27 protein-coding genes, 1 pseudogene and 1 riboswitch are annotated in these 24,932 nt (G+C 71.8%); of the genes and pseudogenes, 18 read left to right on the top strand and 10 right to left on the bottom strand.

The window, feature by feature from the left end:
* Positions 1-11: 11 nt before the first annotated feature.
* Positions 12-1,394 (top strand): GTP cyclohydrolase II, encoded by a 1,383-nt coding sequence (gene ribA / locus AC4D2C_RS07750; RefSeq protein ID WP_490913862.1) that lies wholly within the window; start codon positions 12-14, stop codon positions 1,392-1,394.
* 109 nt (positions 1,395-1,503) lie between these two features.
* Here ribA and AC4D2C_RS07745 read toward each other — a convergent pair whose 3' ends face one another.
* A complete protein-coding gene (locus AC4D2C_RS07745; RefSeq protein ID WP_490913861.1) occupies positions 1,504-2,541 on the bottom strand; it encodes a DUF3072 domain-containing protein in 1,038 nt (345 codons plus the stop codon).
* The gene (locus tag AC4D2C_RS07740) at positions 2,526-2,762 is read right to left on the bottom strand and encodes a hypothetical protein (protein ID WP_490913859.1); all 237 of its coding nucleotides are present in this window, start codon (positions 2,760-2,762) and stop codon (positions 2,526-2,528) included. Before AC4D2C_RS07740 ends, AC4D2C_RS07745 begins: the two co-directional genes overlap by 16 nt.
* A gap of 130 nt (positions 2,763-2,892) precedes the next feature.
* On the opposite strand from AC4D2C_RS07740, the gene AC4D2C_RS07735 reads away from it, so the two are divergent.
* Positions 2,893-3,732 (top strand): SDR family oxidoreductase, encoded by an 840-nt coding sequence (locus tag AC4D2C_RS07735; RefSeq protein ID WP_490913858.1) that lies wholly within the window; start codon positions 2,893-2,895, stop codon positions 3,730-3,732.
* Between the two features lie 121 nt (positions 3,733-3,853).
* Here AC4D2C_RS07735 and AC4D2C_RS07730 read toward each other — a convergent pair whose 3' ends face one another.
* Positions 3,854-4,711 carry an SMP-30/gluconolactonase/LRE family protein gene (locus AC4D2C_RS07730; protein ID WP_490913856.1) on the bottom strand — a complete coding sequence of 286 codons (858 nt, stop codon included), beginning with the start codon at positions 4,709-4,711 and terminating at the stop codon, positions 3,854-3,856.
* Between the two features lie 69 nt (positions 4,712-4,780).
* Entirely contained in the window at positions 4,781-5,266 is a 486-nt protein-coding gene (locus tag AC4D2C_RS07725) for a DUF3515 family protein (protein WP_490913854.1), read from the bottom strand.
* A 193-nt stretch (positions 5,267-5,459) separates the two neighbouring features.
* Here AC4D2C_RS07725 and AC4D2C_RS07720 point away from each other — a divergent pair, with 193 nt between their 5' ends.
* The 9 genes from AC4D2C_RS07720 to rsmD all read left to right on the top strand — a co-directional run bounded on the left by AC4D2C_RS07720 (position 5,460) and on the right by rsmD (position 14,427).
* Positions 5,460-6,266, top strand: a complete 807-nt coding sequence (locus AC4D2C_RS07720; protein ID WP_490913852.1) for a hypothetical protein — start codon at positions 5,460-5,462, stop codon at positions 6,264-6,266.
* Between the two features lie 215 nt (positions 6,267-6,481).
* Positions 6,482-7,504, top strand: coding sequence for a thiamine-phosphate kinase (thiL, locus tag AC4D2C_RS07715; protein ID WP_490913850.1), 1,023 nt, complete (start codon positions 6,482-6,484; stop codon positions 7,502-7,504).
* 22 nt (positions 7,505-7,526) lie between these two features.
* A complete protein-coding gene (locus AC4D2C_RS07710; protein WP_490908710.1) occupies positions 7,527-8,465 on the top strand; it encodes a DAK2 domain-containing protein in 939 nt (312 codons plus the stop codon).
* A gap of 20 nt (positions 8,466-8,485) precedes the next feature.
* Positions 8,486-10,696, top strand: a complete 2,211-nt coding sequence (locus AC4D2C_RS07705; RefSeq protein WP_490914048.1) for an ATP-dependent DNA helicase RecG — start codon at positions 8,486-8,488, stop codon at positions 10,694-10,696.
* A 37-nt stretch (positions 10,697-10,733) separates the two neighbouring features.
* Positions 10,734-11,138, top strand: coding sequence for a TOBE domain-containing protein (locus tag AC4D2C_RS07700; protein WP_490908714.1), 405 nt, complete (start codon positions 10,734-10,736; stop codon positions 11,136-11,138).
* 2 nt (positions 11,139-11,140) lie between these two features.
* On the top strand, positions 11,141-11,932 hold the full coding sequence (modA, locus tag AC4D2C_RS07695) for a molybdate ABC transporter substrate-binding protein (protein WP_490913848.1): 792 nt from the start codon (positions 11,141-11,143) through the stop codon (positions 11,930-11,932).
* Complete coding sequence (locus AC4D2C_RS07690; protein ID WP_490913847.1) at positions 11,922-12,767, top strand: ABC transporter permease; 846 nt, start codon at positions 11,922-11,924, stop codon at positions 12,765-12,767. The genes modA and AC4D2C_RS07690 overlap by 11 nt, the downstream gene beginning before the upstream one ends.
* Positions 12,767-13,810, top strand: a complete 1,044-nt coding sequence (locus AC4D2C_RS07685; protein ID WP_490913846.1) for a sulfate/molybdate ABC transporter ATP-binding protein — start codon at positions 12,767-12,769, stop codon at positions 13,808-13,810. Before AC4D2C_RS07690 ends, AC4D2C_RS07685 begins: the two co-directional genes overlap by 1 nt.
* 44 nt (positions 13,811-13,854) lie before the next feature.
* Positions 13,855-14,427 (top strand): 16S rRNA (guanine(966)-N(2))-methyltransferase RsmD, encoded by a 573-nt coding sequence (gene rsmD / locus AC4D2C_RS07680; RefSeq protein WP_490913844.1) that lies wholly within the window; start codon positions 13,855-13,857, stop codon positions 14,425-14,427.
* Between the two features lie 95 nt (positions 14,428-14,522).
* Here the strand turns inward: rsmD and AC4D2C_RS07675 are convergent, their stop codons facing one another.
* The 6 genes and pseudogenes from AC4D2C_RS07675 to AC4D2C_RS07650 form a co-directional block, all read right to left on the bottom strand.
* Positions 14,523-15,272, bottom strand: a complete 750-nt coding sequence (locus tag AC4D2C_RS07675; protein ID WP_490913843.1) for a YcnI family copper-binding membrane protein — start codon at positions 15,270-15,272, stop codon at positions 14,523-14,525.
* Between the two features lie 111 nt (positions 15,273-15,383).
* On the bottom strand, positions 15,384-15,980 hold the full coding sequence (locus AC4D2C_RS07670) for a hypothetical protein (protein WP_490913842.1): 597 nt from the start codon (positions 15,978-15,980) through the stop codon (positions 15,384-15,386).
* A 189-nt stretch (positions 15,981-16,169) separates the two neighbouring features.
* Positions 16,170-17,237, bottom strand: a pseudogene (locus AC4D2C_RS07665) (cytochrome c oxidase subunit I); the annotation flags it as partial.
* Between the two features lie 163 nt (positions 17,238-17,400).
* Positions 17,401-17,823 (bottom strand): hypothetical protein, encoded by a 423-nt coding sequence (locus AC4D2C_RS07660; RefSeq protein ID WP_490913840.1) that lies wholly within the window; start codon positions 17,821-17,823, stop codon positions 17,401-17,403.
* 154 nt (positions 17,824-17,977) lie between these two features.
* Positions 17,978-18,826, bottom strand: coding sequence for a spermidine synthase (locus tag AC4D2C_RS07655; RefSeq protein WP_490913838.1), 849 nt, complete (start codon positions 18,824-18,826; stop codon positions 17,978-17,980).
* On the bottom strand, positions 18,823-20,052 hold the full coding sequence (locus AC4D2C_RS07650; protein WP_490913837.1) for an aminotransferase class I/II-fold pyridoxal phosphate-dependent enzyme: 1,230 nt from the start codon (positions 20,050-20,052) through the stop codon (positions 18,823-18,825). Before AC4D2C_RS07650 ends, AC4D2C_RS07655 begins: the two co-directional genes overlap by 4 nt.
* Positions 20,053-20,093: 41 nt before the next feature.
* Between AC4D2C_RS07650 and coaD the strand changes: the two genes are divergently transcribed.
* From coaD to AC4D2C_RS07615, 7 genes are all read left to right on the top strand, one after another.
* Entirely contained in the window at positions 20,094-20,615 is a 522-nt protein-coding gene (coaD, locus tag AC4D2C_RS07645) for a pantetheine-phosphate adenylyltransferase (RefSeq protein ID WP_490913835.1), read from the top strand.
* 60 nt (positions 20,616-20,675) lie between these two features.
* Positions 20,676-21,242, top strand: coding sequence for a YceD family protein (locus tag AC4D2C_RS07640; protein ID WP_490914047.1), 567 nt, complete (start codon positions 20,676-20,678; stop codon positions 21,240-21,242).
* A gap of 2 nt (positions 21,243-21,244) precedes the next feature.
* The gene (gene rpmF, locus AC4D2C_RS07635) at positions 21,245-21,448 is read left to right on the top strand and encodes a 50S ribosomal protein L32 (RefSeq protein ID WP_043445822.1); all 204 of its coding nucleotides are present in this window, start codon (positions 21,245-21,247) and stop codon (positions 21,446-21,448) included.
* Between the two features lie 68 nt (positions 21,449-21,516).
* Positions 21,517-22,248, top strand: coding sequence for a ribonuclease III (gene rnc, locus AC4D2C_RS07630; protein WP_490913833.1), 732 nt, complete (start codon positions 21,517-21,519; stop codon positions 22,246-22,248).
* Positions 22,249-23,211: a bifunctional DNA-formamidopyrimidine glycosylase/DNA-(apurinic or apyrimidinic site) lyase gene (mutM, locus tag AC4D2C_RS07625; RefSeq protein ID WP_490913832.1), complete on the top strand. Its 963-nt coding sequence runs from the start codon at positions 22,249-22,251 to the stop codon at positions 23,209-23,211.
* Between the two features lie 138 nt (positions 23,212-23,349).
* Positions 23,350-23,526, top strand: a riboswitch (cyclic di-AMP (ydaO/yuaA leader).
* Positions 23,527-23,528: 2 nt separating this feature from the next.
* Entirely contained in the window at positions 23,529-24,368 is an 840-nt protein-coding gene (locus tag AC4D2C_RS07620; RefSeq protein WP_490913830.1) for a C40 family peptidase, read from the top strand.
* A 136-nt stretch (positions 24,369-24,504) separates the two neighbouring features.
* Positions 24,505-24,924 carry a VOC family protein gene (locus tag AC4D2C_RS07615; RefSeq protein WP_490907862.1) on the top strand — a complete coding sequence of 140 codons (420 nt, stop codon included), beginning with the start codon at positions 24,505-24,507 and terminating at the stop codon, positions 24,922-24,924.
* Positions 24,925-24,932: the final 8 nt, after the last annotated feature.

Genomic DNA, 24,932 nt, shown 5'->3' with positions numbered 1-24,932 from the left:
AAGGTTGAAGCATGTCCATCCAGTCCCCGCGGGCCGACGCCGCAGCCGTGCCGGCCACGATCGAGCGAGTCGCCGAGACCATCCTGCCCACGCGGCACGGGACCTTCCGCCTCGTCGGCTACCGCGACGGTGCGGGTACCGAACACGTCGCGCTCGTGCTGGGGGTCGACGACACGGCAGGTTCCCCCGGCGCCGCTCCGCTGGTCCGCGTCCACAGCGAGTGCCTCACCGGTGATGCCTTCGGGTCCTGGCGCTGCGACTGCGGGGAGCAGCTCGACGCCGCGCTCGCCGCCATCTCCGCCGAGGGACACGGCGTCGTGGTCTACCTTCGGGGGCACGAGGGCCGCGGCATCGGCCTGCTGGCGAAGCTCAAGGCCTACGCGCTGCAGGACGGGGGTGTCGACACGGTGGACGCGAACACCGCGCTCGGCCTGCCGGTGGACGACCGGCGGTACGACCAGGCAGCCGAGATCCTGCAGGACCTCGGCATCGGCGCCGTCCGCCTGCTCTCCGGCAATCCGGCGAAGGAGGAGGCCCTCGAGGAGCTCGGGATCGCCGTCGTCGAGCGCCGCAACCTGCCCGTTCCCGACCGCGCGGAGAACGCCGACTACCTCGCGACCAAGCGGGCCCGCATGCGGCACGACGCCGCACCGGCCGCGGATGCGTGGGAATCGCTGCTCGACGGCGTGGTGCCGGCGGCACCCGCCCCGGGGGAGGCGGAGGAACTGACCCACCGGTACGGCTACCTCGCGCAGCCGGGCGGCCAGGTGGTCGGGCAGCTGCGCCAGAGCCTGGACGGCTTCATCGCGTCACGGTCCGGCGATGCCGGCCTCCATGAGGACCGCGGCGACCACGGGCACCTCCAGCGGCTGCGCGCACTCGTGGACGCCGTCGTCGTGGGGGCGTCCACCGTGCTGGCCGAGGACTGCTCCCTCGCCGTCGAGGACGTGCCCGGCCGCAGTCCCGTCCGCGTGGTGCTGGACGCGGCCGCGAAGGTGGGTGCGGACGCCCGCGTCCTCGCCGACGACGGCGTACCGACGCTCTGGATCGTCTCCCGCGACGCCATGGTGCCCGACGGGCTGCCCGCGTCCGTCGAGGTGGTCCGGCTGCCTGCGGAGGACTTCGCGCCGCGCCGCGTCCTGGACGTCCTGCACGCGCGGGGGATGGGCAGGGTGCTCGTCGAAGGGGGCGGCAACACCGTCTCGCGTTTCCTCGAGGCCGGCGCACTCGACCGGCTCTACCTCACCACGGCGCCGGTGCTCGTGGGCGACGGCGTCCCCGGGATCCGCTTCTCGGGCTCCGACGTCCTCGCCGAGGCGCGGACCGCGCCCGTGCGCCGCTTCGTGTTCGGCCAGGACATCTGCACGGAGTTCAACTTCGCCGCGACGCGCTAGGCGTCGCCAGCGTCGGCAGCGTCGGCCTGGGTGGCCGTGACGCAGGAATCCCACTGCCCGGGCGCTTCGGCGCCGGACAGTGGGATGCGGACGTGGTGCAGGCGAGGGGTCAGGAGTCCTCGGTGAGCCTCTTGCTCTTGCCCTGCAGGCGGTCGATGTGCTCCGATGCCTCGGCCTTGTTGATGTCCGCCGGGATCTCCTCGCCGGCCTCGCGTGCGAGGGTGTCGAGGTAGCTGCGCTGTGCGGCGGTCATGGGCTCGTCGCCGGTGACCCAGTCCGAAGGATCCCGCTCGAAACCGCCCTCGGGCTCGGAGTTCGGGCTTCCCAGTGTGTCTGCCATGTGTGTTCCCCTTCGTCGTGGCCAGCTGAAGCCATCAGTGTACTTACTGTCACCGACAGCCCCGCGGGCGGGGGTGCACCGCCTCCGCAGGTGCCGCTCGGAATGCGCCGCGAGGAGCAACCTCCCGCCCGCGTAGCGCACGCCGCCCCGGGCGCGGCAGGCGACGGCGAGCCAGCTGCACACCGACCGTTCGAGGACCCACGCCGGGGCCCACAGTGCCGCGGTGGGTCCGAAGACGAGCCGCCCGCCCCGTCGTCGCCGGCCGGTCTCGGCGAGGGCGACGACGGCGAGCCAGCCGACCGCGAGTCGCCCGGCCGACCTCCGGGCCAGGAGGATCGCGGGGAGCAGGCCCAGCTCGAGGGCGAGCCGCCCGGGCTGGGCGAGGCTGTCGTAGGCCTGCCGCACGCGCTGCCGGAGGAAGTGCCGCGACGAGCAGGGGAGGCGGGCTACGAACAGGTCGTCGGCGCGGACCTCGACGCCGCCGACGGCGCGCACGGTGCGGATGAGTTCGAGGTTCTCGAACAGGGCGTCGGCGCAGTAGCCGCCGGCCGCGAGGAGCGTGCTCCGGCGGAGGCCCAGGGTCCCGGGGTAGTCGGAGGCGAAGGCCCGGTTGAGGAGGGTCCGGCCGGTGTCCCAGCGGGCGTGCCACGGAGCGTGTGCGAAGTAGTTCTGGGGGCGCACGAGGTCGGCGTCCTCGAGGAGCTCCAGCACGCGGCCCAGGTCGGTGCGCCCGTACCGGACGTCGTCGTCGGCGATCACCACGCACTCGTGCCGCGCCGCGGCCAGGCCGGTCAGGACGCCGTGCACCTTCCGTTGCCGCCGCGGCGGACGAGCCCGGGGTCGGGCCGGAGGTGGCGGATCCCCGGAGGGAACACGCGTGCGTGGTGCGCGAAGGCGGGACCGTCGGAGCCGTCCACCACTGTGACGTCGATCCATTGCGCGAGGTCCCGCAGGTAGCGGGCGAGCTCCTGGGCGGATCCCGCCTCGGTCCGCTTCAGCAGCAGGACGTATTCGGCGGCGTATCGCATGGGCGGCGCATCCTCCTCGTGCAAAGGGTTTCCGGACCGGTTCCCTGCTTCCCTTCAATTACTAAGGGTGCTTACGGTGAGGGGGCAAGGAACCCACGGACCCGACCGTCCGTAGACATCAGGAGGAACAGTGAGCCAGCCAGCGCAGCAGCAGGACACCCCCGGCACCACCGACGCCATGGATCCGACCCCCGACCACGGCGAGCAGTCCTATCGCGGGAGCGGCCGGCTGACGGGCAAGAAGGCGGTCGTCACGGGCGGTGACAGCGGCATCGGCCGGGCCGTCGCGATCGCCTATGCCCGCGAGGGGGCGGACGTGCTCATCAGCTACCTGAACGAGGACGACGACGCCCGGGAGACGGCACGCTGGGTGGAGGAGGCGGGGCGGAAGGCCGTCCTGTTCCCGGGCGACCTCGCCGATCCCGCCACGTGCCGGGCGGTCATCGACAAGGCCGTGCAGGAGTTCGGCAGGGTGGACATCCTGGTCAGCAACGCCGCCTTCCAGATGACGCACGAGACCATCGAGGAGATCCCGGACGACGAGTGGGACTACACCCTCGCCACCAACCTCAGTGCCTTCTTCCACCTCACGAAGGCGGTCCTGCCCCACATGGGCCCGGGCGGTTCGATCATCGGATCGAGTTCCGTCAACTCGGACAACCCCGTGCCCACCCTGATGCCCTATTCGGCGACGAAGGCCGGCATCGCCAACATGGCGGCGTCCATGGCCCAGCTCCTCGCCGAGCGCGGGATCCGCGTCAACTCCGTGGCTCCCGGGCCCATCTGGACGCCCCTCATCCCCGCCACCATGCCGGAGGAGCAGGTCGAGTCCTTCGGCCAGCAGGTGCCGCTGCAGCGCGCCGGCCAGCCCGCCGAACTCGCCCCGGTGTACGTGCTGCTCGCCTCCGACGAGGCGAGCTACGTCTCGGGTGCCCGCATCGCCGTCACCGGCGGGCAGCCGATCCTCTGACGCCCCGGCCGGGACGCTCCGGCGGCGGACGGATGCTCCCGTCCGTCGCCGCCGGACACACCCCGGTAACCCTTCCAGCGTCGGCCGACAGCACGCGCCCGTCGGCTGGTCTCCGCCGGGACTACCCCGCGAACATCGGCAGGGCGGCGCCGGCCACCCCGGGTTCGACGGCGAAGAGCGCGCCGGCCTGCGGCTCCGCCCCCTCGGGGATGTTCTCCTGCGTGGTCGTGATGAAGAGCGTGCCGAGGTCGGGACCGCCGAACGCGCACGCCGTCACGTTCGTCACCGGGAGCGGGATGTGCTCCGAGAGCCTGCCCGACGCGTCGAAGCGCGCCACGGCTCCGCCCCCGTACAGCGCCGCCCAGATGCCGCCCTCCGCGTCGATGGCCAGACCGTCGGGCATGCCGAGGGCCTGCTCGACGACGGCGAACGTCCGGCGGTCCGTGAACCGGCCGGCGGCGACGTCGTAGCCCAGGGCGTCGATACGGCCCGTCGGCGTGTCGGCGAAGAACGCCGTATCGCCTGCGGGGGAGAAGTGCAGGCCGTTCGAGACGGTGATGCCGGTCAGCAGGGTGGAGACGCCGTGGTTCTCGCCCAGGGCGTACAGGGTCCCGGCCCCGAAGCCTCCCTCCCAGCCCATCGACCCGCACAGGAAGCGCCCGGCGGTGTCACAGCCGCCGTCGTTCATGCGCACGCTGCCGTCGCTGAAGGCCTCCGGGCCCTGCTCGAGGAGCGAGAAGGAGTCGTCGGCGAACACGAAGCCGCGCTCCACACCGAGCACGTATCCGCCGGAGGCGCGGCCCCGGATCACGCCGGCGAGCCGCGGGTGGACGTCGTGCCGGTCGAAGGTGCCGTCGTCGTGGCGCACCAGGACGTCACCCTCCATCATGTCGACCAGCAGGAGCTCACCGCGGCGCGGGTCCCAGTAGGGGCCCTCGCCGTGGAAGGTGCAGACGTCGGAGATTTGCTCGGCTTTCACGGTGCCTCCTGGCAGTCGGGGTCGGGGTCGGGGTAGGAATCGGGGTCGTACGGGGGCGAAGCGGTTGCGTCACCCGCCCGTGGGTGCGGGGGTGGCTTCGGAGAGGCCCACGCAGGCGCGGGTCTGCTCCACGCGCGAGACGGCGTTGCCCAGTTCCACCAGGACGGTGCTCGAGGCGACCTCGTCCGGATCGAAGAGGACCTCGACGGCGGGATCGCGGCCGTAGGTCGTGGCGGTCCAGGCGGGGTCGCCCTCGCGGACGACCCAGTCCACGTCGTTGACGGTGACGCACGGATCGGTGGTGGGTCCGGGCACGTCCACGCCGCAGCGCAGCACCACCTTCGAGGGATCACCCCAGGCGGAGGTGGCCTGGCTGTTCGTGTCGCGCTGTTCGTTCTCGGCGACCGACGGCGGCAGGGCGATCATCACGTCGGCGCAGCGCGCGTTCGCCGCGTCCTGCGCGGGATCGACGTCGACGACGGACCCGCAGCCGGCGAGTCCGATCAGGAGCCCGACGAGCACCAGGGGGGTCGCGGACCGGGGGAGGGCAGGCATGCTCCCACCCTAGTAGGCGAGGGCAGCGGCGGTGCGACACGGGGCGGCCGCCACCCGCGATGAGCCGGGCCCGGTGGAAGGCCGACCGTACACTGCAGGAGCCGCAGTCGCATCCCGCGCTGCAGGTTGCCCCACGCGCACCCGGCGATGCCTCAGGCCTGCCGTTCGGTGCGAGAGCCCGAGCCGAGGACGAATGACCGCGCCACACCGCCGCACCCCGACCACCAGTACCAGTACCAGGATCCTCTCCCGGGCGGCCGCCACCCTCCTTGCAGGAGCGGTCCTTGCCGCGCCGCTGCCCGCGCTCGCCGTCGAGGGGACCGGCGCGGAGTCCGTCCCCGCCCCGGCCATGGTCGGCGGGCAGGTGCCGGTGGTGCAGCCGCAGCCCGGAGCCACCTTCGCCGAACCCGCCCCGGGCATCACCGATCCCACCGCGACCGACGGCACCGACCCCGCGACGGGCTTCGCGATCAACGCACGCACCCGCTTCCTGGTGCACCCCGGCACGGGCTACCTGATCGAGCCGGGCACCGGCAACCTCCTGTTCGCGGACACCCTCATCTACACCAACCTGCGGTACGACGCCGTCTCCGGCGACGTCGTCGAGATCGCCGGAGAGGCGCCCGCCCCCGGTGCCGGAGGCCCGACGCCGACGCCGACGCCCTCGGCGACCGCGTCACCGACCGCGTCACCGACCGCGTCACCGACCGCATCGGTGACGGCTCCTGCGACCGCGCCCGCTCCGCAACCCAGTGCCACCGTTCCGGCGGAGGTGCCCGTCGCCGCGCCGGTCGTGCCGTCGGCCTCCCCGAGCGCCACCTCCACGCCGCGTCCGAGCCGCTCCGCGACCCCGTCGGCCACGAGCAGCCCCGTCGCCGCCGAGGAGGAGCGCACGTCCTCGCTCGCCCCGGTCGCCTGGATCGGTGGTGGGATACTGGCGGCGGCGATCGTCGCCGTCGCCGTCCTCGCCGCACGACGACGGGGCAGCCACCAGTCCTGATGTCGTACGGCGGCGCCCGGACGGCGGGGTGCCCGGAGCGCAGGGCGACAAGCCGCTCCGGGCGCGGAGGCGGGTGATCCAGGGCCCTGCCGGTAAAGTGCAGGACGTGAAGAATCTCCTGGTCACCGGCGGCGGAGCGGCTCGCCGCATACGTCGCGGCACTGACGGCGTGAGCCGACCCATGGCCTGTCGGTGCCGCGCCCTACGGTAGGCCCATGAGTGAACACAACGCGCGCCCCGCGCCGGCCGGACCCACCGTCGGCGGGATGACGGAGGGGGCGATCCTCACCAGGATCCTCCCCCTGCTCGGTGATGCCGCGGACGCGCTCGTCGGTCCGGGTGACGACGCCGCCGTGCTCTCCCCGGCGGGCGGTTCCGTCGTGATCTCCGTGGACACCCTCGTGGAGGACCACGACTTCCGGCTCGTCCGCCCCGGCGGGCACCGCACCACCGGCTACGACGTGGGCTGGAAGTCCGCCGCCCAGAACCTCAGCGACATCAACGCCATGGGCGGCACCGCCACCTCGCTCGTCGTGAGCCTGACGCTGCCTCCGCATACGGCCGTCGAGTGGGTGGAGGACTGCGCGCGAGGCCTGGCCGCCGCGATCCGCGGGCTCGGCGCCACCGGCTGCTCGGTCGTCGGCGGGGATCTCGGTGCCGGGGTGCAGATCGTCGTCACGGCCGCCGTCACCGGGACCCTGGCCGGGCGGGCGCCCGTGCTCCGCTCCGGTGCGCTCCCCGGGCACGTCCTGGCAGTCGCCGGTACCCTCGGCCGTGCAGCCGCGGGTCTCGCCATCCTCGAGGACGGCCGCCCCCTCGAGGACTTCGGGCCCGCGGGCGCGGAACTCGTGGCCGCGCAGCTGCGCCCGCTCCCGCCGCTCGCCGCCGGACCCGCGGCCGCCCTCGCCGGAGCGGGCGCGATGCTCGACATCTCCGACGGCCTGGTCCGCGACGCCGGCCGGATCGCGACGGCCAGCGGCGTCCGCCTCGACCTCGATCCCGCCGCCCTCCAGCGGTACGCCGACCCGCTGCAGGAGACGGCAGCACGGCTCGGCGTCGACCCCCTCGACTGGGTGCTCGGCGGCGGGGAGGACCACGGGCTGCTCGCGAGTTTCCCCCGCGACGTCCTGCTCCCACCCGGGTTCACTGCGGTAGGCTCGGTGGAGCCGGGCACGCCGCAGGTGACACTGGCGTCACGGGCGACAGTCCTCAGGGGATGGGATCACTTTGCACACTAAGATCACCGCCAACGCTGTTGCGATGAAGCGCTGGCTGAGCAGGGCCGAAGAATCCCTCGGCAACCACAGCGACCGCCTCAACGCCATCAACATCTTCCCCGTTGCCGACGGCGACACCGGCACCAACCTGTACCAGACGGCCCGCTCCGCCGCGCGGGCCGCACACGACGCCGGGACGTCCGACCTCGGGGAACTGCTCAGCATCGCCGGCCGGGCCGCGATGGAGGACGCCCGCGGCAACTCCGGGACCCTCTTCGCCGTCTTCCTCGCGGCATTCGCCGAGCCGCTGCACGGCGCCACGCGGCTCACCTGCACCCTCCTGGCGTCCGCGCTGCACCGCGCGCAGATCCGCAGCTGGTCCGCCCTCAGCGACCCCGTGCCCGGCACCATGCTCTCCGTCCTCGAAGCCAGCGCCCGCGGGGCCGCGGAGGCCGCCGCCGGTCATGCGGGCGACGACAGCAACTCCGCTCTCGCGTTCACCCTCAGGGCGTCCGTGCAGCAGGCCCTGCAGGCCGTGGTGCGCACCGAGAGCCAGCTCGGCCCGCTCACGGACGCGAAGATCGTCGACGCCGGCGGCGTGGGCTTCCTGCTGATCCTCGACGCGCTCCGCGCCGCCGCGCTCGGCGAGGAACTGCAGGACGAACTGCTCGACGGCCTCCACGGGTACGACATCCAGGCACCGCACCTCCACAACGGCGGTGACGCGGACGGCGTCGAGGTCATGTGCACCATCAACCTCAGCCCGCTCGACGCCGCCACCCTCCGGCTCCACCTCGACGAGATCGGTGACTCGGTGATCATGAGCGCCGTCACCGAGGTCGAGGAGGGCTACCGCTGGCGCGTCCACGTGCACGTGCCCGACCCGGCACCCGCCCTGGCCCTCATCCACGAGGCGGGTACGCCCGTCAACATCACGGTGACGCAGCTCGCCACCCCGCCGGTGGGAGAAGCGAGCCGGTGACGCCCGGGACAGCGCGGGCCATTGCCTCAGAGCTCGACGCCCCGCTCGAGAAGCGCCTCGGGCCGGTGTCCAAGCTCCTCGCGAAGCACTTCGGGATCACCACCGTCGGCGAGCTGCTCAACCACTTCCCGCGCACCTACCTCAAGCGAGGGGAACTGACCCCCATCGCCGAGGTCCCGGTGGACGAGGAGGTCACGCTGATCGCCCGCGTGCAGTCCGCCAACTCCCGCAGGATGCACACCCGCAAGGGGATGCTGCTGGAGGTCACCATCACCGACGACGCCGACGCCGACGGCGGACTCGGCGGCATGAGCCTGACCTACTTCAACGGGTTCGGCGCGGCACGCGACCTCAGGCCCGGCGTCCGGGCGATGTTCTCGGGGAAGGTGACGGTCTACCGCGGCAGGCTGTCGCTCACCAACCCGCGCTACGCCCTGCTCGACGAGGGCGACGACCCCGAGGACGTCAACCGGCCCATCCCGGTCTACCCGGCGGTCGAGAAGCTCGACAGTGACAAGATCGCCAAGGCAGTGGCGACCGTCCTCGACACGCTGCAGCTCTCGGACCTCGACGACCCGGTCCCGGCGTCCATCGCCCGGCGCGACAAGCTCATGAGCCTCGCCACCGCCTACGAACTCGTGCACCGTCCCCTGCAGATCGAGGACACCTACCGGGCGCAGCACCGCCTGCGGTACCAGGAGGCCTTCGTGCTGCAGGCCGCCCTCGCCCGCCGCCGCGCCCTCGCCGCCCGGGAGGAGGCGACCGCGAGGCCGCCCAGCGAGGGCGGGCTCCTCGACCAGTTCGACGCGCGGCTGCCCTTCAGCCTCACGCAGGGGCAGCTCGACGTCGGCCGAACCCTCGCGGAAGACCTCGCACGGGACCACCCCATGAACCGCCTGCTCCAGGGCGAGGTCGGTTCCGGCAAGACCCTGGTGGCGCTGCGCGCCATGCTGCAGGTCATCGACGCCGGGGGACAGGCTGCCCTGCTCGCGCCCACGGAGGTGCTGGCCGCGCAGCACCTGCAGTCCATCACCCGGACCCTCGGGCCGCTGGCCGAGGGCGGCATGCTCGGCGGCGCGCTGGACGGCACGCGCGTGGTGCTGCTCACCGGCTCCATGTCCACCGCGCAGCGGAAGAAGTCGCTGCTCGACGCCGCATCGGGCGACGCGGGCATCGTCATCGGTACGCACGCCCTGCTGTCGGACAACGTGGAGTTCTTCGACCTCGGCCTGATCGTGGTGGACGAGCAGCACCGCTTCGGCGTGGAGCAGCGCGACTCCCTGCGCACCAAGGCCCGGACCTCCCCGCACGTGCTGGTCATGACGGCCACGCCGATCCCGCGCACCGTCGCCATGACGGTGTTCGGCGACCTCGAGACCTCCACGCTCTCCGAGCTGCCCGCCGGACGCTCACCGATCGCCACCCACGAGGTGGGCCTCAGCGAGCACCCGGCGTGGATCGACCGCATCTGGTCCCGGGCCCGCGAGGAGATCGCCGCCGGCCGGCAGGTCTACGTGGTGTGCCCGAAGATCGGCGACGACGGCCGGTCCGACGAGGACGCGCCGGAGGTGCTCTACGGCGAGCCGCCGGCCGACCGGAAGCCAGGGGGGCAGCAGGAGCTGACGAGCGTGGTCGGGCTCTTCGAGTCCCTGGGCACCGTCCCGCAGCTCGAGGGTGTGGCGAGCGGCATGCTGCACGGGCGCATGGACCCGCAGGACAAGGCCGACGTCATGGCGCGCTTCGGCGACGGCACCGTGCAGCTGCTCATAGCGACGACCGTCATCGAGGTGGGCGTCGACGTACCGAACGCCACGCTCATGGTCATCATGGACGCCGACCGCTTCGGCATCTCCCAGCTCCACCAGCTGCGCGGCCGCATCGGCCGCGGCGGGCACGCCGGAACGTGCCTCCTCGTGACGAAGCTCGAACCCGAGCACCCGAGCCGGGAGCGCCTGTCCGCCGTCGCCGCCACTACCGACGGGTTCGAGCTGTCCCAGAAGGACCTGGAACTGCGCCGCGAGGGGAACATCCTCGGCGCCTCGCAGTCGGGCGGCCGATCGGCCCTGCGCTTCCTGAAGATCACCCAGCACGGCAAGGTCATCGAGAAGGCCCGTGCCGACGCCCAGGACATCGTCGCGGCGGACCCGGACCTGCACGACTACCCGGGACTGGCGCTCGCCATCGAGCTGTACCTCAACCCCGAGAAGGAAGCCTTCCTCGAGAAGGGCTAGCATCTTCTTCCGCGCGTGAGGAGATAACATCTCCTGCATGACGCAGATACGGATAGGCGACGCCGCGCGCTTCCTCGCGGTCAGCGACGACACCGTGCGTCGGTGGATCGACGCGGGTGTCCTCGGCAGCAGCAGGGACGCCTCGGGCAGGGCCGTCGTCGAGGCGCTGGAGCTCGCCCGGCTCGCGCAGCGCAACGCCGTGCTGCCCGGTGATCCGTCGGACATCGGCCGGTCCGCCCGCAACCGGTTCGTGGGGATCGTCACCGAGATCGTCCTGGACACCGTCATGGCCCAGGTGGAGCTGCAGTGCGGACCCCACCGCGTGGTGTCCCTCATGAGCAGCGAGGCGGTACGCGATCTCGGCTTGGAGCCGGGGTCCGTCGCGATCGCCGTCGTCAAGGCCACCACCGTCATCATCGAGACGCCCGCCGGGAAGGCCTGACCATGCCCTCGAACCACCGGTCCGGCCGCGCCCTCGCCGCCGTCGTACTGCTGGCCACCGCGACCGCGTGCGGGACCACGACGCCCGATCCCGCCGGGGCCCCGGACACCGGCGCGATCGACGGCAGCATCACCGTCTTCGCCGCCGCCTCGCTGAAGGACGCCTTCACCGAGCTGGCCGGCGAGTTCGAACAGGCGTACCCCGGCACGGACGTCGTCCTGAACGTGGGGGGCTCGTCCGACCTCGTCACGCAGATCACCGAGGGCGCACCGGCGGACGTGTTCGCCAGCGCGGATGCCGGGAACATGGCGAAGGTGGTGGACGCGGGCCTGGTCGCGGAGGAGCCGGTCGACATCGCCAGCAACACGCTCCAGCTGGCGGTCCCGCCGGACAACCCCGCCGGCATCACCTCGCTCGCGGACGCCGCGAAGCCCGGCGTGAAGACCGTCCTGTGCGCGGTGCAGGTCCCGTGCGGCGCGGCCGCGGCGGAACTCGAGCGGGCTGCCGGCGTGGACCTGGCGCCCGTCAGCGAGGAATCATCGGTGACCGACGTGCTGGGCAAGGTCACCTCGGGCGAGGCCGACGCAGGCCTCGTCTACGTCACCGACGTACGGGCGGCAGGAGACGCGGTCCGCGGCATCGAGGTCCCGGAGGCGGGCGGCATCGTGAACACCTACCCCGTCGCGGCGCTCTCCGACAGCGCCGAAGCCGCCACCGCGCGGGAGTTCGTGGCGTTCGCCTCCGGCCCGTTCGGGCAGGCCGTCCTCGGGGCTGCGGGCTTCGGTGCGCCCTGACGCCGCTCCCGCCGTGAACGCCGGGCTGCTCCCACGGTGGGTGGTGGCCCTCGCGGCGGTCGGCGGCCTGTTCGTGGTGCTGCCCGTCGTCGCCCTGGCGCTGCGCGTCGACTGGCCGCGCTTCGTCCCCCTCGTCACCTCGGACAGCGCACAGGCGGCGCTGCTGCTCAGCCTGCGGACCTCGCTCGCCGCGACGGCGCTGTGCGTCCTCGTCGGCGTCCCCATGGCGCTCGTCCTCGCCCGCACGGCGTTCCGCGGCCAGCGGCTCGTGCGCTCGCTCGTCCTCCTGCCGCTGGTCCTGCCGCCGGTGGTCGGCGGGATCGCCCTGCTCTACACCTTCGGGCGGCGCGGGCTGCTCGGCAGCAGCCTCAGCGCAGCGGGCATCGACATCGCGTTCTCGACGGCGGCCGTGGTGATGTCGCAGGCCTTCGTCGCCCTGCCGTTCCTCGTGCTCAGCCTCGAGGGCGCCCTGCGGTCGGTCGGCACACGATACGAGGCCGTCGGCTCGACCCTCGGCGCCGGACGCTGGACGGTCCTGCGACGCATCACCCTGCCCCTGGTCCTGCCGGCGCTCGTCTCCGGCGCGGTCCTCTCCTTCGCGCGGGCGCTGGGCGAGTTCGGGGCCACGCTGACCTTCGCCGGCAGCCTCGAGGGCACCACGAGGACCCTCCCGCTCGAGGTCTACCTGCAGCGCGAGACCGACCCGGACGCCGCCGTCGCCCTCTCGCTCATCCTCGTGGTGGTGGCCGTCGCCGTCGTCGGCGTCGCGCACCGAGTGCGGCCCCTCGGGAGCGGCACCCCCGCGTCTCCCCGGCCCCTGCAGGACGTCCGCTGATGGGCCTCACGTTCGCGGCGACCCTGGCCGCGCGGGGCTTCGACGTCTCGTTCGAGCTCGCACCGGGGGAGACCCTCGCCGTCCTCGGGCCCAACGGAGCCGGGAAGTCGACGCTGCTGAGCCTGCTCGCGGGTCTGCTCGCCCCGACGTCCGGCCGGGCGACACTGGACGGCGCCGTCCTCTTCGACGTCGGTGCCGGGAGCCGCCTGGTCACGGAATCCCGACACCGCGGGGTGGCGCTGCTGGCGCAGGAGGCGCTCCTGTTCCCGCACCTCACGGCTCTCGAGAACGTCGCGTTCGGCCCGCGGAGCCGCGGTGTGCACCGGGCCGCGGCCCGGGCCAGGGCCCTGGACTGGCTCGGACGCGTCGGCGTGGGGGACCTCGCCCGCCGCAGGCCCGCCGAGCTGTCGGGAGGCCAGGCCCAGCGCGTCGCGATCGCGCGCGCCCTCGCCGCCGATCCGGCACTGCTGCTGCTCGACGAGCCGCTCGCGGCCCTCGACGTCGCCGTCGCGCCCGCCGTCCGCACCCTGCTCCGGGAGGTGCTCGGCGGCCGCTCGGCCGTCATCGTCACGCACGACCCACTCGACGCCTTCCTTCTCGCGGACCGCGTGCTCATCCTCGACGGCGGCAGGATCGTCGAGTCCGGTGTCACCGCGGAGGTCCTCACGCGGCCCGTCACGGCGTTCGGTGCTCGCCTGGCGGGCCTGAACCTCGTGCACGGCCACGCAACGACGCAGGGATTCAGGGCGGACAACGGACTCGAGGTGCCCTCGGTCGCACCGCTCCCGGCGGACCGCCGGCTCGCGCTGACGGTACGTCCAGGCAGCGTGACCGTGTCGCGGAGCACCGACGCGCCGCCCGGCACGAGCCGTATCGGAGCGGAGGTCGACGACGTCGAGCACCGCGGCGACCTGGTGCGCGTCCACGCCGCGGGCCTGGCGGCGGATATCCCTCCGGCCGACGTCGTGGCCCTCGGCATCACGCCGGGCATGCGGCTGTTCGTCGGCTTCCGGCACGAGGACGCAAGCATCTACCCGCTGTAGGCGGGCGGTCGGCGCAACACCGCACGGACGCTAGAGTCGACAGCATGACGCGCATCATCTCCGGGGCCGCGGGCGGCTCGACCCTCACCAGCGTCGACGGGAACGGCACGCGTCCCACGACCGATCGCGTGAAGGAAGCCCTGTTCTCCAGTCTGGAGTCCTACAACGTGGTGCATGGCGCGCACGTGCTGGACCTCTACGCGGGCTCCGGGTCGCTCGGCGTCGAGAGTGCGAGCCGAGGCGCCGCGTCGGTGGACCTCGTCGAATCGGTCGACCGGGCCGCCGCCGTCGCCCAGCGCAACGCCGACCTCGTGAACCGCGTTCTGGGCTGGACGGCGGTGCGCGTGCACCGCACCAGGGTGGAGACCTACCTGGAACGCGTCGCTCCCGACGTCATGTGGGACCTCGTCCTCATGGACCCGCCGTACACGGTACGGGAGGACGGCGTGCTCTCCGTCCTGGCGGCCCTCGAGACGAGGCTCACCGAAGGGGCCGTCGTCGTCGTCGAGCGCTCCGCCCGCTCGCCCGAACCGGCGTGGCCTGCATGGCTGGAGCGGTTCTCCGACAAAAAGTACGGGGAGACGCGCCTCTGGTTCCTGGAGCCTGCCGTCCCCTGACCCTGCGGGCGTCCTGCCGCCGGCGGCAGGACGTACCCGTCGCCGGTGGCAGGACGCGGCGCCGACGCGCAGCCGGCACCGCGCCCTGCGGGGGACTACGCCGTGCGGCGCGTCCGGACCAGAGCCACCGCACCTGCGGCGAGCCCGAGGAGCCCTGCCACGAGGCCGATCCACGCCACGGCGGAGGTGGAGCCCGTGTCCGTGCTGGACGCGGTCTGCTCGGCGTCGATCGCCTCGGGGGTCTCCGTCGTCTCCGTGCTCCCCGCGGCCGTGTGCGAGCCTCCGTGGGCGTCACCCTCGGCCGCGACGGTGGTCACGAAGGACGGCGCGGGCTTGTCCGGCTCCTCCGCTCCCTCCTCGGCCTCCTGGTTCCACTCCACGACGTCGCCGTCGGTGTAGGACTGCGTGGCCGGAAGCAGCACGGTGGACCCGGCCTCGGGCAGGCGCCCGACCGAGATCGAGAACGTCTGGTACTCCTGCTGCGAGATCTCCGCGCCGGCCTCGGCCGTCCACACGACGGACAGCGGCGCCTCCGTGAGGGTCGCGCCGTCGTCCGTGGTGACGGGCGCCGGCAGGGCGCCGGTGACCACCTCGGCCGTCCAGCCCTCGACCGGCTTGACCCGGACGGAGGTGAACGGCTGCTCGGTGGGGAGCTGCACCTCGAGCTTGTTCGTGGCCGCGCTCTCCGATTCGTTGGGGACACTGAACGTGAGCTGCGAGTAGCCGTTCTCCGTGGTGGAGGCGGGGGAGACGGTGACATGGGCGCTGGCGGCGCCGAGGCCGAGCGCCATGAATCCGGCGGTGGTCAGGGCGACGGCGCGGGTGCGCCTGGAGGAGGACGTCATGGAAGTGCCTTTCGGGAGTGTGCTCCGGGCCGCGATGGCGGCAGATGACGGAGCAGCGGGGAATCGGGGTCATCGGGGAAGCCCGTCCGGCCCGGTTCCTGGCGGATCCGGTCAGGCGGGCAGCGCCATCACCGGCGGACCCCGAAGGCTCGGCACGGAGGCATGGACGGACAGCGGTGCGACGGGCGGCGGACCGTCCAGCACGGGCCCGCGCCGCGCGGGGGCGAGGGGTGCGGGTACGGGGCGCACGAGCAGAGGCCGGAGCCAGGCGCGGAGCAGGGCCAGGGCCTGCTCGCTGCGGGAGACCGCGACGGCGAGGACCACGGTGGCCAGGGCGTGCAGCAGGACCATGGCGGGGCCGGCGGACGGATCGCCCATCTGCTCCTGGCTGGCCGGTGAGCAGGCGAGCTCGAAGGCGGCATGGTGTCCGGGCATCGCCGACGAGCTCCGGCAGACGGCGGGGACCGCCGTCATCCCGAACACGGTGTGCAGCAGGACCTGTCCGGCGCCCATCGTCAGGAGCCCGGAGCGGAACGAGAGCGGACCCCGGGTGAGCCGCATCATGGGGACGAGGAGCAGCACGCCGATCAGGAGCAGGACGCCCGGGGCGGGGAGGTGCCCCGCCGCGAGGACATGGGACGCGGAGGAGACGGAGAGTGTCAGCGCCACGAGGGCGACGGACCGGACATAGGGCAGGGCTGCAGCCATCCGAGGCCTCCTCCGTGTCGTGTCCCGCGCTCGCGGCAGCCTCGCCGGGCCGACGAGATGCTTCCCTCACAGGGTACCGTCGCGGCCCGGACCGGCTGCGTCCACGTACTTCGCGTGCGGCGCGCTTCCGGATGGGCCGCCGGCAGGATGCGCCGGTTCCCTGTCTCGCGGGTCCCCCGGCCGGGTCCGTCAGTCCAGCCGGCGGATCGGGTGACGTCCTCCTCGGCGCAGGCGAGCACCACGCCCGCGGGCCTGCCGCTCGGTTGCACGGCCGGCCCAGTCCCCGGGACCCGGCTGGCGCGGATCCTGCTCGCCCATGTCCGCGCTGCCCAGGGCCGCGCCCGCAGGGGAGTGGCTGGTCTCGTTGAAGCGGGCCATGAGCTCGGGGTGGTGCAGGTCCAGGGCGGGGCGCTCCGAGCGGATGCGGGGGATCGACACGAAGTTGTGCCGCGGCGGCGGGCACGACGTCACCCACTCGAGGGAGGCGCCGAAGCCCCACGGATCGTCGACGTCGACCTTCTTGCCCTGTCGCCACGTGATGTAGACGTTCCAGAAGAACGGTATGACGGAGGCGCCGAGGAGGAAGGACCCGAACGTCGAGAACTGGTGCATTCCCGTGAAGCCGTCCTCGGGCAGGTAGTCCGCATACCGGCGGGGCATGCCCTCGAGACCGAGCCGGTGCTGGATCAGGAACGTGGCGTGGAAGCCGAGGAACAGCATCCAGAAGTGGATCTTGCCGAGGCGCTCGTTCAGCATGGTCCCGGTGAACTTGGGCCACCAGAAGTAGAAGCCGGCGAACATCGCGAACACCACGGTCCCGAAGACCACGTAGTGGAAGTGCGCCACCACGAAGTAGGTGTCCGAGACGTGGAAGTCGAGCGGCGGCGAGGCCAGGATCACGCCCGTCAGGCCACCGAACAAAAAGGTGACGAGGAACCCGAGGCTCCACAGCATCGGGGTCTCGAAGGTCAGCGAACCACGCCACATAGTGCCGATCCGGTTGAAGAACTTCACGCCGGTCGGCACCGCGATGAACATGGCGAGCAGGGCGAAGAACGGCAGGAGCGCCGCGCCCGTGACGTACATGTGGTGCGCCCACACGGTCACCGAGTAGGCGACGATCGCCCAGGTCGCAAAAATGAGCCCCTTGTAGCCGAAGATCGGCTTGCGGCTGAACACGGGGACGATCTCCGAGACGATGCCGAAGAACGGCAGCGCGATGATCTAGACCTCGGGGTGGCCGAAGAACCAGATCAGGGCCTCCACCCCGCTCAGACAGAACCACACGAAGGACGTGATGATGTACAGGTAGCCGATGGTCTTGTGGTCCGTGGTGGTGAGCCACTCCACCACGATCCGTCCCCTGGACCGGGTGGCGGAGGTGGCTGCGGGCGTCGCCGCAAGGGTCGGATCTGCCTATTCAGTGGTCACGGCGCGTTCCGGGCGGGATCGGGGTGGCGGGGCTCACGCAGGAACGGTGCGGGTCATGTCGGGACCCGGTGAGTGCCGTGCGACCGGGGGCATGGGCGGGGCAGTCGGGCAGGACGTTCGGCACGACCAGCGAGCACGTCGAAGACTCGCCGGTCGGCCCGTGGGGAGGAGGTGCGGTCGGTCCGAGGATCCCGGAGAGGTTCAGCGCGTCCAGCCCTTCGCGTTCGACGTGCTGCGCCCTGCCCGCGTCGATCACGATCGTCGGCACCCGCAGGATGCGGCGACTGCGTTCGACGACGACCACGAGGGCCGGGCAGTTCTCCTCCGTGAGGCATCCACGGATCTCCATGCGCGCCCACCGCAGATCGAGGTCGAGGCGGATCGCCACACGCAACTTGTGGTTCACGGTCATGGTCGGGGGTCTCTCAGCACGAAGATCGTCGGTGCCCGGCTGCTCAAGCACTTTCAAGGCTAGGAGGAGCCCAGCGCCGCTGGAGGCCGCAATGTTGCTTGACAAGCGCAACCATTTCGGTCCGGGAGATGGCGCCGACCCGCGGGCCGGGCCGCTACCGGGGCGGGATCTGCTCGAACGCCGCCCGGGCCGGCCCGACGAGGACAGCGGCAGGGTGGGGACCTGCTGCGAGGAGTGCCTGCGTCCAGGCGTCCGGCCAGGGGCCCTTGCGTGCGGCGACGACGACGTTGCCGGCCCGTGAGCCGTCCACCATCCCCGCCTCCGTGAGAGCGGCGGTCGCGGGGGCCAGGGCTGCGAGCTGCCGGCACTGCGCGCGCGCGAAGGCGAGCGGAGGATCGTCACCGACGTTCACCAGCACCACTCCGTTGCGGGCGCAGACCCGCAGGAGGTGCGCGGCGAAGTCCGGCGAGGTCAGGTGGGCGGGAGCATCGGCCCCGGCGAAGATGTCGAGCACGACGACGTCGAACGCGCCGTCCGGCTGCTCGAGGACGGCGTCCGCGGCGTCCCCGATGACGATGTCGCACACGGTACCGTCCGGCAGCGGCATGGCATCGAGCACGAAGTCCATCAGCGCACCGTCCAGGTCGACCGCGGTCTGCGCGGACGCGGGGCGCGTGGCCTGGACGTAGCGCACGAGGGTCAGCGCGCCGGCGCCGAGATGCAGGACCCGCAGGGGTTCGCCCGGCACACCCACGAGATCGACCACGTTGCCGATGCGCTGCAGGTACTCGTAGAAGACCCGCTCGGGGTGGAGCAGATCCACGTGGGACTGCTGGGCGCCCCCGACGCTGAGGATCAGGGCACCCTCGATGTAGGCGTCCTCGTCGATCTCCGCATAGGCGCCCGAGTCCGGCAGCCACCGCGTCGGGACCTCGAACTCGTCGGCCCCGTCGGGCCCACCGTCGGGCCCACCGGCGGGCCGCGGGTCCGGCGTCCTGGTCACACGTGCTCCCGCAGCGTGCCGAGGCGCCGTGCGCCCTCCTCGATGACGTCGAACCTCTTGCAGAACGCGAAGCGCAGCATCGAGCGGGTGCGCTCGGCGCCGTCCTCGTGGCAGAACATCGCCACGGGGATCGCAGCGACGCCGATGAGCTCCGGCAGGCGCCGCGCGAGGTCGGTCGCGTCGTCGATGCCGAGGGGAGCCGCGTCGACCATGGTGAAGAACGTGCCCTCGGGTTCGAAGACCTCGAAGCCGGCCGCGCGGAGGCCCTCTCCCAGCAGGTCCCGCTTCTTCCGGAGGGTCGCTGCGGCGGAGGAGAAGAACGCGTCCGGCAGTCCGAGGCCCAGGGCGACGGCGGCCTGGAAGGGCGTCCCGGAGGTGTAGGTCAGGAAGGTCTTGACGGTGCGCACCTGGGCCACCAGGTCCGCAGGCCCGCTGAGCCAGCCGACCTTCCACCCCGTCACGGAGAAGGTCTTGCCGGCGGAGGAGATCGTGAGGGTCCGCTCCGCGGCTCCCGGCAGGGTGGCGACGGGGAGGTGCGGCACGCCGAAGGTGAGGTGCTCGTACACCTCGTCCGTGACGATGATCGCCCCGTGGCGTTCCGCCAGCCTGACGATGAGCTCGAGGGAGGAGCGGCTGAACACGCTGCCCGTGGGGTTGTGCGGATTGTTGACGACGACGATCCTCGTGCGCTCGCTGAAGGCCGCCTCCAGGGCCGCGACATCCGGCTGGAAGTCGGGCGCGCGGAGCGGCGCCGTGGTGTGGGTGGCGCCCGACAGGCCGATCACCGCGCCGTAGGAGTCGTAGAACGGTTCGAACGTCAGCACCTCGTCGCCGGGCCCGGCGAACGCGAGGATCGCGGCGGCGATCGCCTCGGTGGCCCCCGTGCTCACGATCACCTCGGTCTGCGGATCGACCGTCAGCCCGTAGAAGCGCTCCTGGTGGGCCGCGATCGCGTGCCGCAGGACGGCCAGCCCCTGCCCGGGCGCGTACTGGTTGGCGCCGTCCGCGATGGCGGCCCGCGCGGCGTCCAGGATCTCGCGCGGCCCGTCCTCGTCCGGGAACCCCTGGCCGAGGTTGATCGCCGCGTGCTTGCGTGCGAGGGCCGTCACCTCCTCGAAGATGGTGATGCCGAGCCGGCCGTCGCTGCCGAGCAGGTTCGCCCCGAGTGCCGCCCGCGTCCATGGCGGGGTGCTGATCGGGGCTGCGGGCCGCGCGTGTGTCGTCATACCACCAGTATTGCCGCTCCCGAGTGGGTACCGTGGGGGGCATGAGCCGCGCCGTCTGCCCCGGGTCCTTCGACCCCATCCACAACGGGCACATCGATGTCATCAGCCGAGCCGCCCGCCTCTTCGACGAGGTGATCGTCGCGGTCTCGACGAACTATGCCAAGAAGTACCGGTTCGGGACCGAGGAGCGCATGGCGTTCTGCAGCGAGAGCCTCGCGCACCTGCCCGGGGTGACCGTGCGGCCCATGGGGGACGGTCTCGTCGCCGAGTTCTGCCGGGAGCACGGTGCCGTAGCGCTCGTGAAGGGGCTGCGGTCGGGCCTCGACTTCGACTACGAACGTCCCATGGCCACCATGAACCGGCACCTGGCCGATATCGAGACGGTGTTCCTGCCCACGGCCACGGACTTCGCGCACGTGTCCTCGACACTGCTGAAGGAGGTCGCGGCGCTCGGCGGGGATATCGGCGCATTCGTCCCGGACACCGTCCTCGCCCGCCTGCAGGCGGAGGCCCGGGCCTCGGACGGCGGCGGCGTTTTGGGTCAGCCCGGCTCGTCAGGGTAGGATGGTACGTCGGTCATATGTTCTACAGGAGTCACCATCAAAAGCGATCTCAGTTCGCCCCTGACGTTCAGCGTCAAGGATCTCGGACGCAGTCCGGGCAGCATGCGGACAGTCGAAGAACATGTGCCGGCACCGAAGGATTTCGGTGTCGCCCTGATCGGCGTGCAGGAGGGTTCCGACATGGAACTCGATCTGCGGTTCGAATCGGTGCACGAGGGAATCCTGGTGTCGGGAACGGCGAACGTCGAGGTAACCGGCGAGTGCGGCCGTTGCCTGGAGCCACTGCGGTACGAGCAGGACGTGGATGTCCAGGAACTCTTCTTCTACAGCGACTCCGAGTCGCTGTCGGTGGAGGAGGACGAGGAACAGCACAGGGTGGATAACGATTCGGTCGATCTGGAACCCGTGCTGAGGGATGCAGTGGTCACGTCGCTGCCATTCCAGCCGGTGTGCCGGGAGGATTGCAAAGGTCTGTGCTCCGAATGCGGAGCCCGGCTCAATGACGATCCGGACCACCACCATGAAGTATTGGACCCTCGCTGGTCGGCCCTCGCCGGGCTGACCGGCACCGCCGCAGAGAACGACGCGGCACCAAAGTCAGAGTCAGACGAGAGAGAAGAGAGTTAGCCGTGGCTGTCCCGAAGCGGAAGATGTCCCGCGCGAATACCCGTGCACGCCGGTCCCAGTGGAAGGCAACCGCCCCCAAACTGGTCAAGACCCTCGAGAACGGTCGCGTCACCTACAGCCTCGCCCACCAGGCCAAGGTTGTCACCGACTCGGCCGGCACGCCGCTGTTCCTGGAGTACAAGGGACGCAAGGTCGCCGACGTCTGACATCGGATCCGTCCCGCCGTGTCCACGCGCCGGCGGGTCCCCCGACCGATGCGCCGGCTGATGCGGTTGTGAAGAATACAGAAGAGCTCACGAAGCGTCTCGGTGTCGATATCGACGCCGAGACGCTTCGTCTTGCCCTGACCCACCGGTCCTACGCCTACGAGAAGGGCGGGATCCCCACCAACGAGCGCCTCGAGTTCCTCGGCGACTCGGTCCTCGGGCTCTCGGTCACCGATGCCCTGTACCGGGACAACCCGGGCCTGTCCGAGGGTGAGCTCGCCAAGCGGCGGTCCGCCGTCGTGAGTACCAAAGCCCTCGCGGGCGTCGCACGCACCCTCGACCTCGGCAGCTACGTGCTGCTGGGGCAGGGCGAGAAGCTGACGAACGGGCGGGACAAGGCGTCGATCCTCGCGGACACCATGGAGGCCGTGATCGGCGCCGCGTACCTCAGCCACGGCATCGAGACCGCCCGTGCCATGGTCATGCGCCTCATCGGGCCCCTGCTGCGCGACTCCGCGGTCCTCGGCGAGGGCACGGACTGGAAGACCCGCATCCAGGAGACCGCGGCCGGGCGGCGACTCGGTCTCATCGACTACCAGGTCGAGGGCACGGGCCCCGACCACGCCCGCACCTTCACGGCGCACCTGCTGATCGGTGGGGTCGGATACGGTTCCGGGCACGGACCGTCGAAGAAGGAAGCCGAGCAGGCGGCGGCAGCGGCGTCGTGGAAGCTGCTCACCGAAGGGGCCGGTTCCGTGCACGGGGCCGGGGAACCCTCCGACGCGCGCGACGGTTCCTGAGTGCCTGAACTGCCCGAGGTCGAGGTGGTCCGCCGTGGCCTGGCCCGCTGGGTGACCGGACGCACCATCGAGGACGTGGACGTGGTCGACGCCCGGTCGCTCCGGCGGCACGTCGACGGCGTCGAGGACTTCGTCGGCAACGTCACCGGGGCGCGCGTCACCGACGTGGTGCGCCGCGGGAAGTTCCTCTGGCTCGTTCTGGAGGATGCCGCCGGCGCGGACACCCCGCCGCACGTCGCACTGATGGCACACCTCGGCATGAGCGGGCAGCTCCTCATCGAGGAGCCCGCCGCGCCGCGCGAGAAGCACCTAAAGGTACGCCTGACCCTCTCCGCCGCGCTCGACGAGGAGGGCGTGCCGCTGCCCGCCGAGCTGCGTTTCGTGGACCAGCGCATCTTCGGCGGCATGTTCGTCGCCGACCTGCAGCCCACCGGGGACGGCCACCCGGGAGGGCTGGGGGAGGGCAGCCTGCCCCTCGTGCCGCACCAGGCCGCGCACATCGCACGCGACCTCCTCGACCCCGCTTTCGACCCCCAGGCCTTCCACCGGCGCCTCCGTGCCCGCAGGACCGGACTCAAGCGCGCGCTGCTCGATCAGGGGCTCGTCTCCGGCATCGGCAACATCTACGCCGACGAGGCCCTGTGGGCTGCCCGGTTCCACTACGCCCGGCCCACCGACACCCTGCGGCGCCCGGACACCCGGCGCATCGTCGAGGCGGCCACCGGCGTGATGACCCGCGCCCTGGCGGCCGGGGGCACGAGCTTCGACGCCCTCTACGTGAATGTCAACGGTGCCTCGGGCTACTTCGCGCGGGACCTCGAGGCCTACGGCCGCGCCGGGCAGCCGTGCCGCCGCTGCGCGGCCGAGGGCCGGCACACGCAGATCCGCCGGGAGTCCTTCATGAACCGGTCTTCCTACCTCTGCCCGCACTGCCAGCCGAGACCGCGCAACGCGAGGACGTAGCCTCCCCGGGCCTGCGACGTGATCTTCCCCTCGTGATCCAAACGTGACAATCCGGGACCCCTCGCGTACCGTTGAAGCCGCGCCCGCGCCACCACGGCGGGGCGCTCATCCTCTTTCAGCCGAACCCTGTCGATGAGGATGAACCGTTCGCACAAACCATTCGACAGGGGCGGGGGAACCAGTAGCGGACTCTTCAACGAGTCCTAGGGGTAAAGACACGCGTTGACCAGCCTGGGGGCGTTGGTCGACAGGTGCGTGTCCGGATGTCCCATCCGAACCCGACAGCTAACTTCGCAGGCTTTGGGAAAGGCAACAGCATGTCCAAGAGCCATATCGCGCGCCACCGGGCCGTCCCCACGCGCACCAACCCCCTCGTCACGGCCTCACGCGCCGTCACCGCGACCGCGTCCGTCGCCGGCAAGCCCGCCGCCGTCGTCGTCACCGCGTCAGGCCTCCTGTTCGGTGCGGCACTTCCCGCCAGCGCAGCCGGTGAGATCAGCATCGACACCCAGCAGTCCACCGCGAGCACCACCGCGGCCGGCACCTACACCGTGCAGGCGGGCGACACGCTCGGCAGCATCGCCTCCTCGCACGGCGTCAGCCTCGAGGCGCTGTTCGCGGCGAACGGCCTCGGCTACGCCTCGGTCATCCACCCCGGGCAGTCCATCTCGCTGGGCGGCTCCGCCGCCCCGCAGCAGTACTCCGCTCAGTCGGTGCCCGCACAGGCAGCGCCCGCGCAGGCAGTGCTCGCGAGCACCACGGCGACCCCGGGCAACTCCACCGGACTCAGCACGCAGTCCGCCGCCTCCATCGCGCCGAGGACCTCGCTCGCCGGGATCGCCGGCACGGCGATGCAGGGTGTCGGCTCGGGCTACGTCTACGGCGGCACCGCCTACGGCGCCTGGGACTGCTCCGGCTTCGTCCAGTGGGCCTATGCACAGCAGGGCATCAACCTGCCCCGCACCACGTGGGCGCAGTTCGCCGCCATGACGCCCACCAGCAGCCCCCAGCCGGGTGACCTGGTGAGCCAGAACGGTGGCAGCCACGTGGGGATCTACCTCGGCGACGGCCAGATGGTCAGCGCGCTGAACCCGTCGCAGGGCACGCAGGTGCACTCGGTCGACGTCATGTCGGTGGACGGTTACTACACCCGCTAGAGCGGACAGACGGCGCAGACCGGCGGCGAACGCCGGTAGCGACACGCAAAGGGCGGGGTGCTATGCACCCCGCCCTTTGCCGTACCTGGCTTCGGGTGTACATTCCGGCGGGTCACGCCTACCCGGAGGAGCACCGATGTTTCGAGGATTCGCCACCGTCACCTTCTACGCCGACGATCTCGCCGCCGCCCGCGACTGGTACACGGAACTGCTGGGGACAGCGCCGTACTACGCCTTCCCGCCGCCCCCCGAGCCTCCCGCCTACCTCGAGTTCCGGGTGGGTGACGACGAGGACGAGCTCGGGTTCATCGACCGGAGGTACGGGCCGTCCGGTGCGTCCCTCGGGCCGGGTGGCGCCGTCATGTTCTGGCACGTCGACGACCTGACCGGCACGCTGGACAGGCTGCTCCGGCTGGGCGCCACCGAATACGAGGCGGTGACGGAACGGGGGACCGGCGGGTTCACGACGGCGTCCGTGGTGGATCCGTTCGGCAACGTGCTCGGCATCATGCACAATCCCCACTACCTCGAGGTCCTGGCTGCACGGAGGGCCTGAGCGTGACG

It is taken from the genome of Arthrobacter sp. TJ-240 (assembly GCF_058269195.1).
Note: the sequence above shows the minus strand (reverse complement) of the source record. Positions and strands in the feature narration are given on the sequence as shown.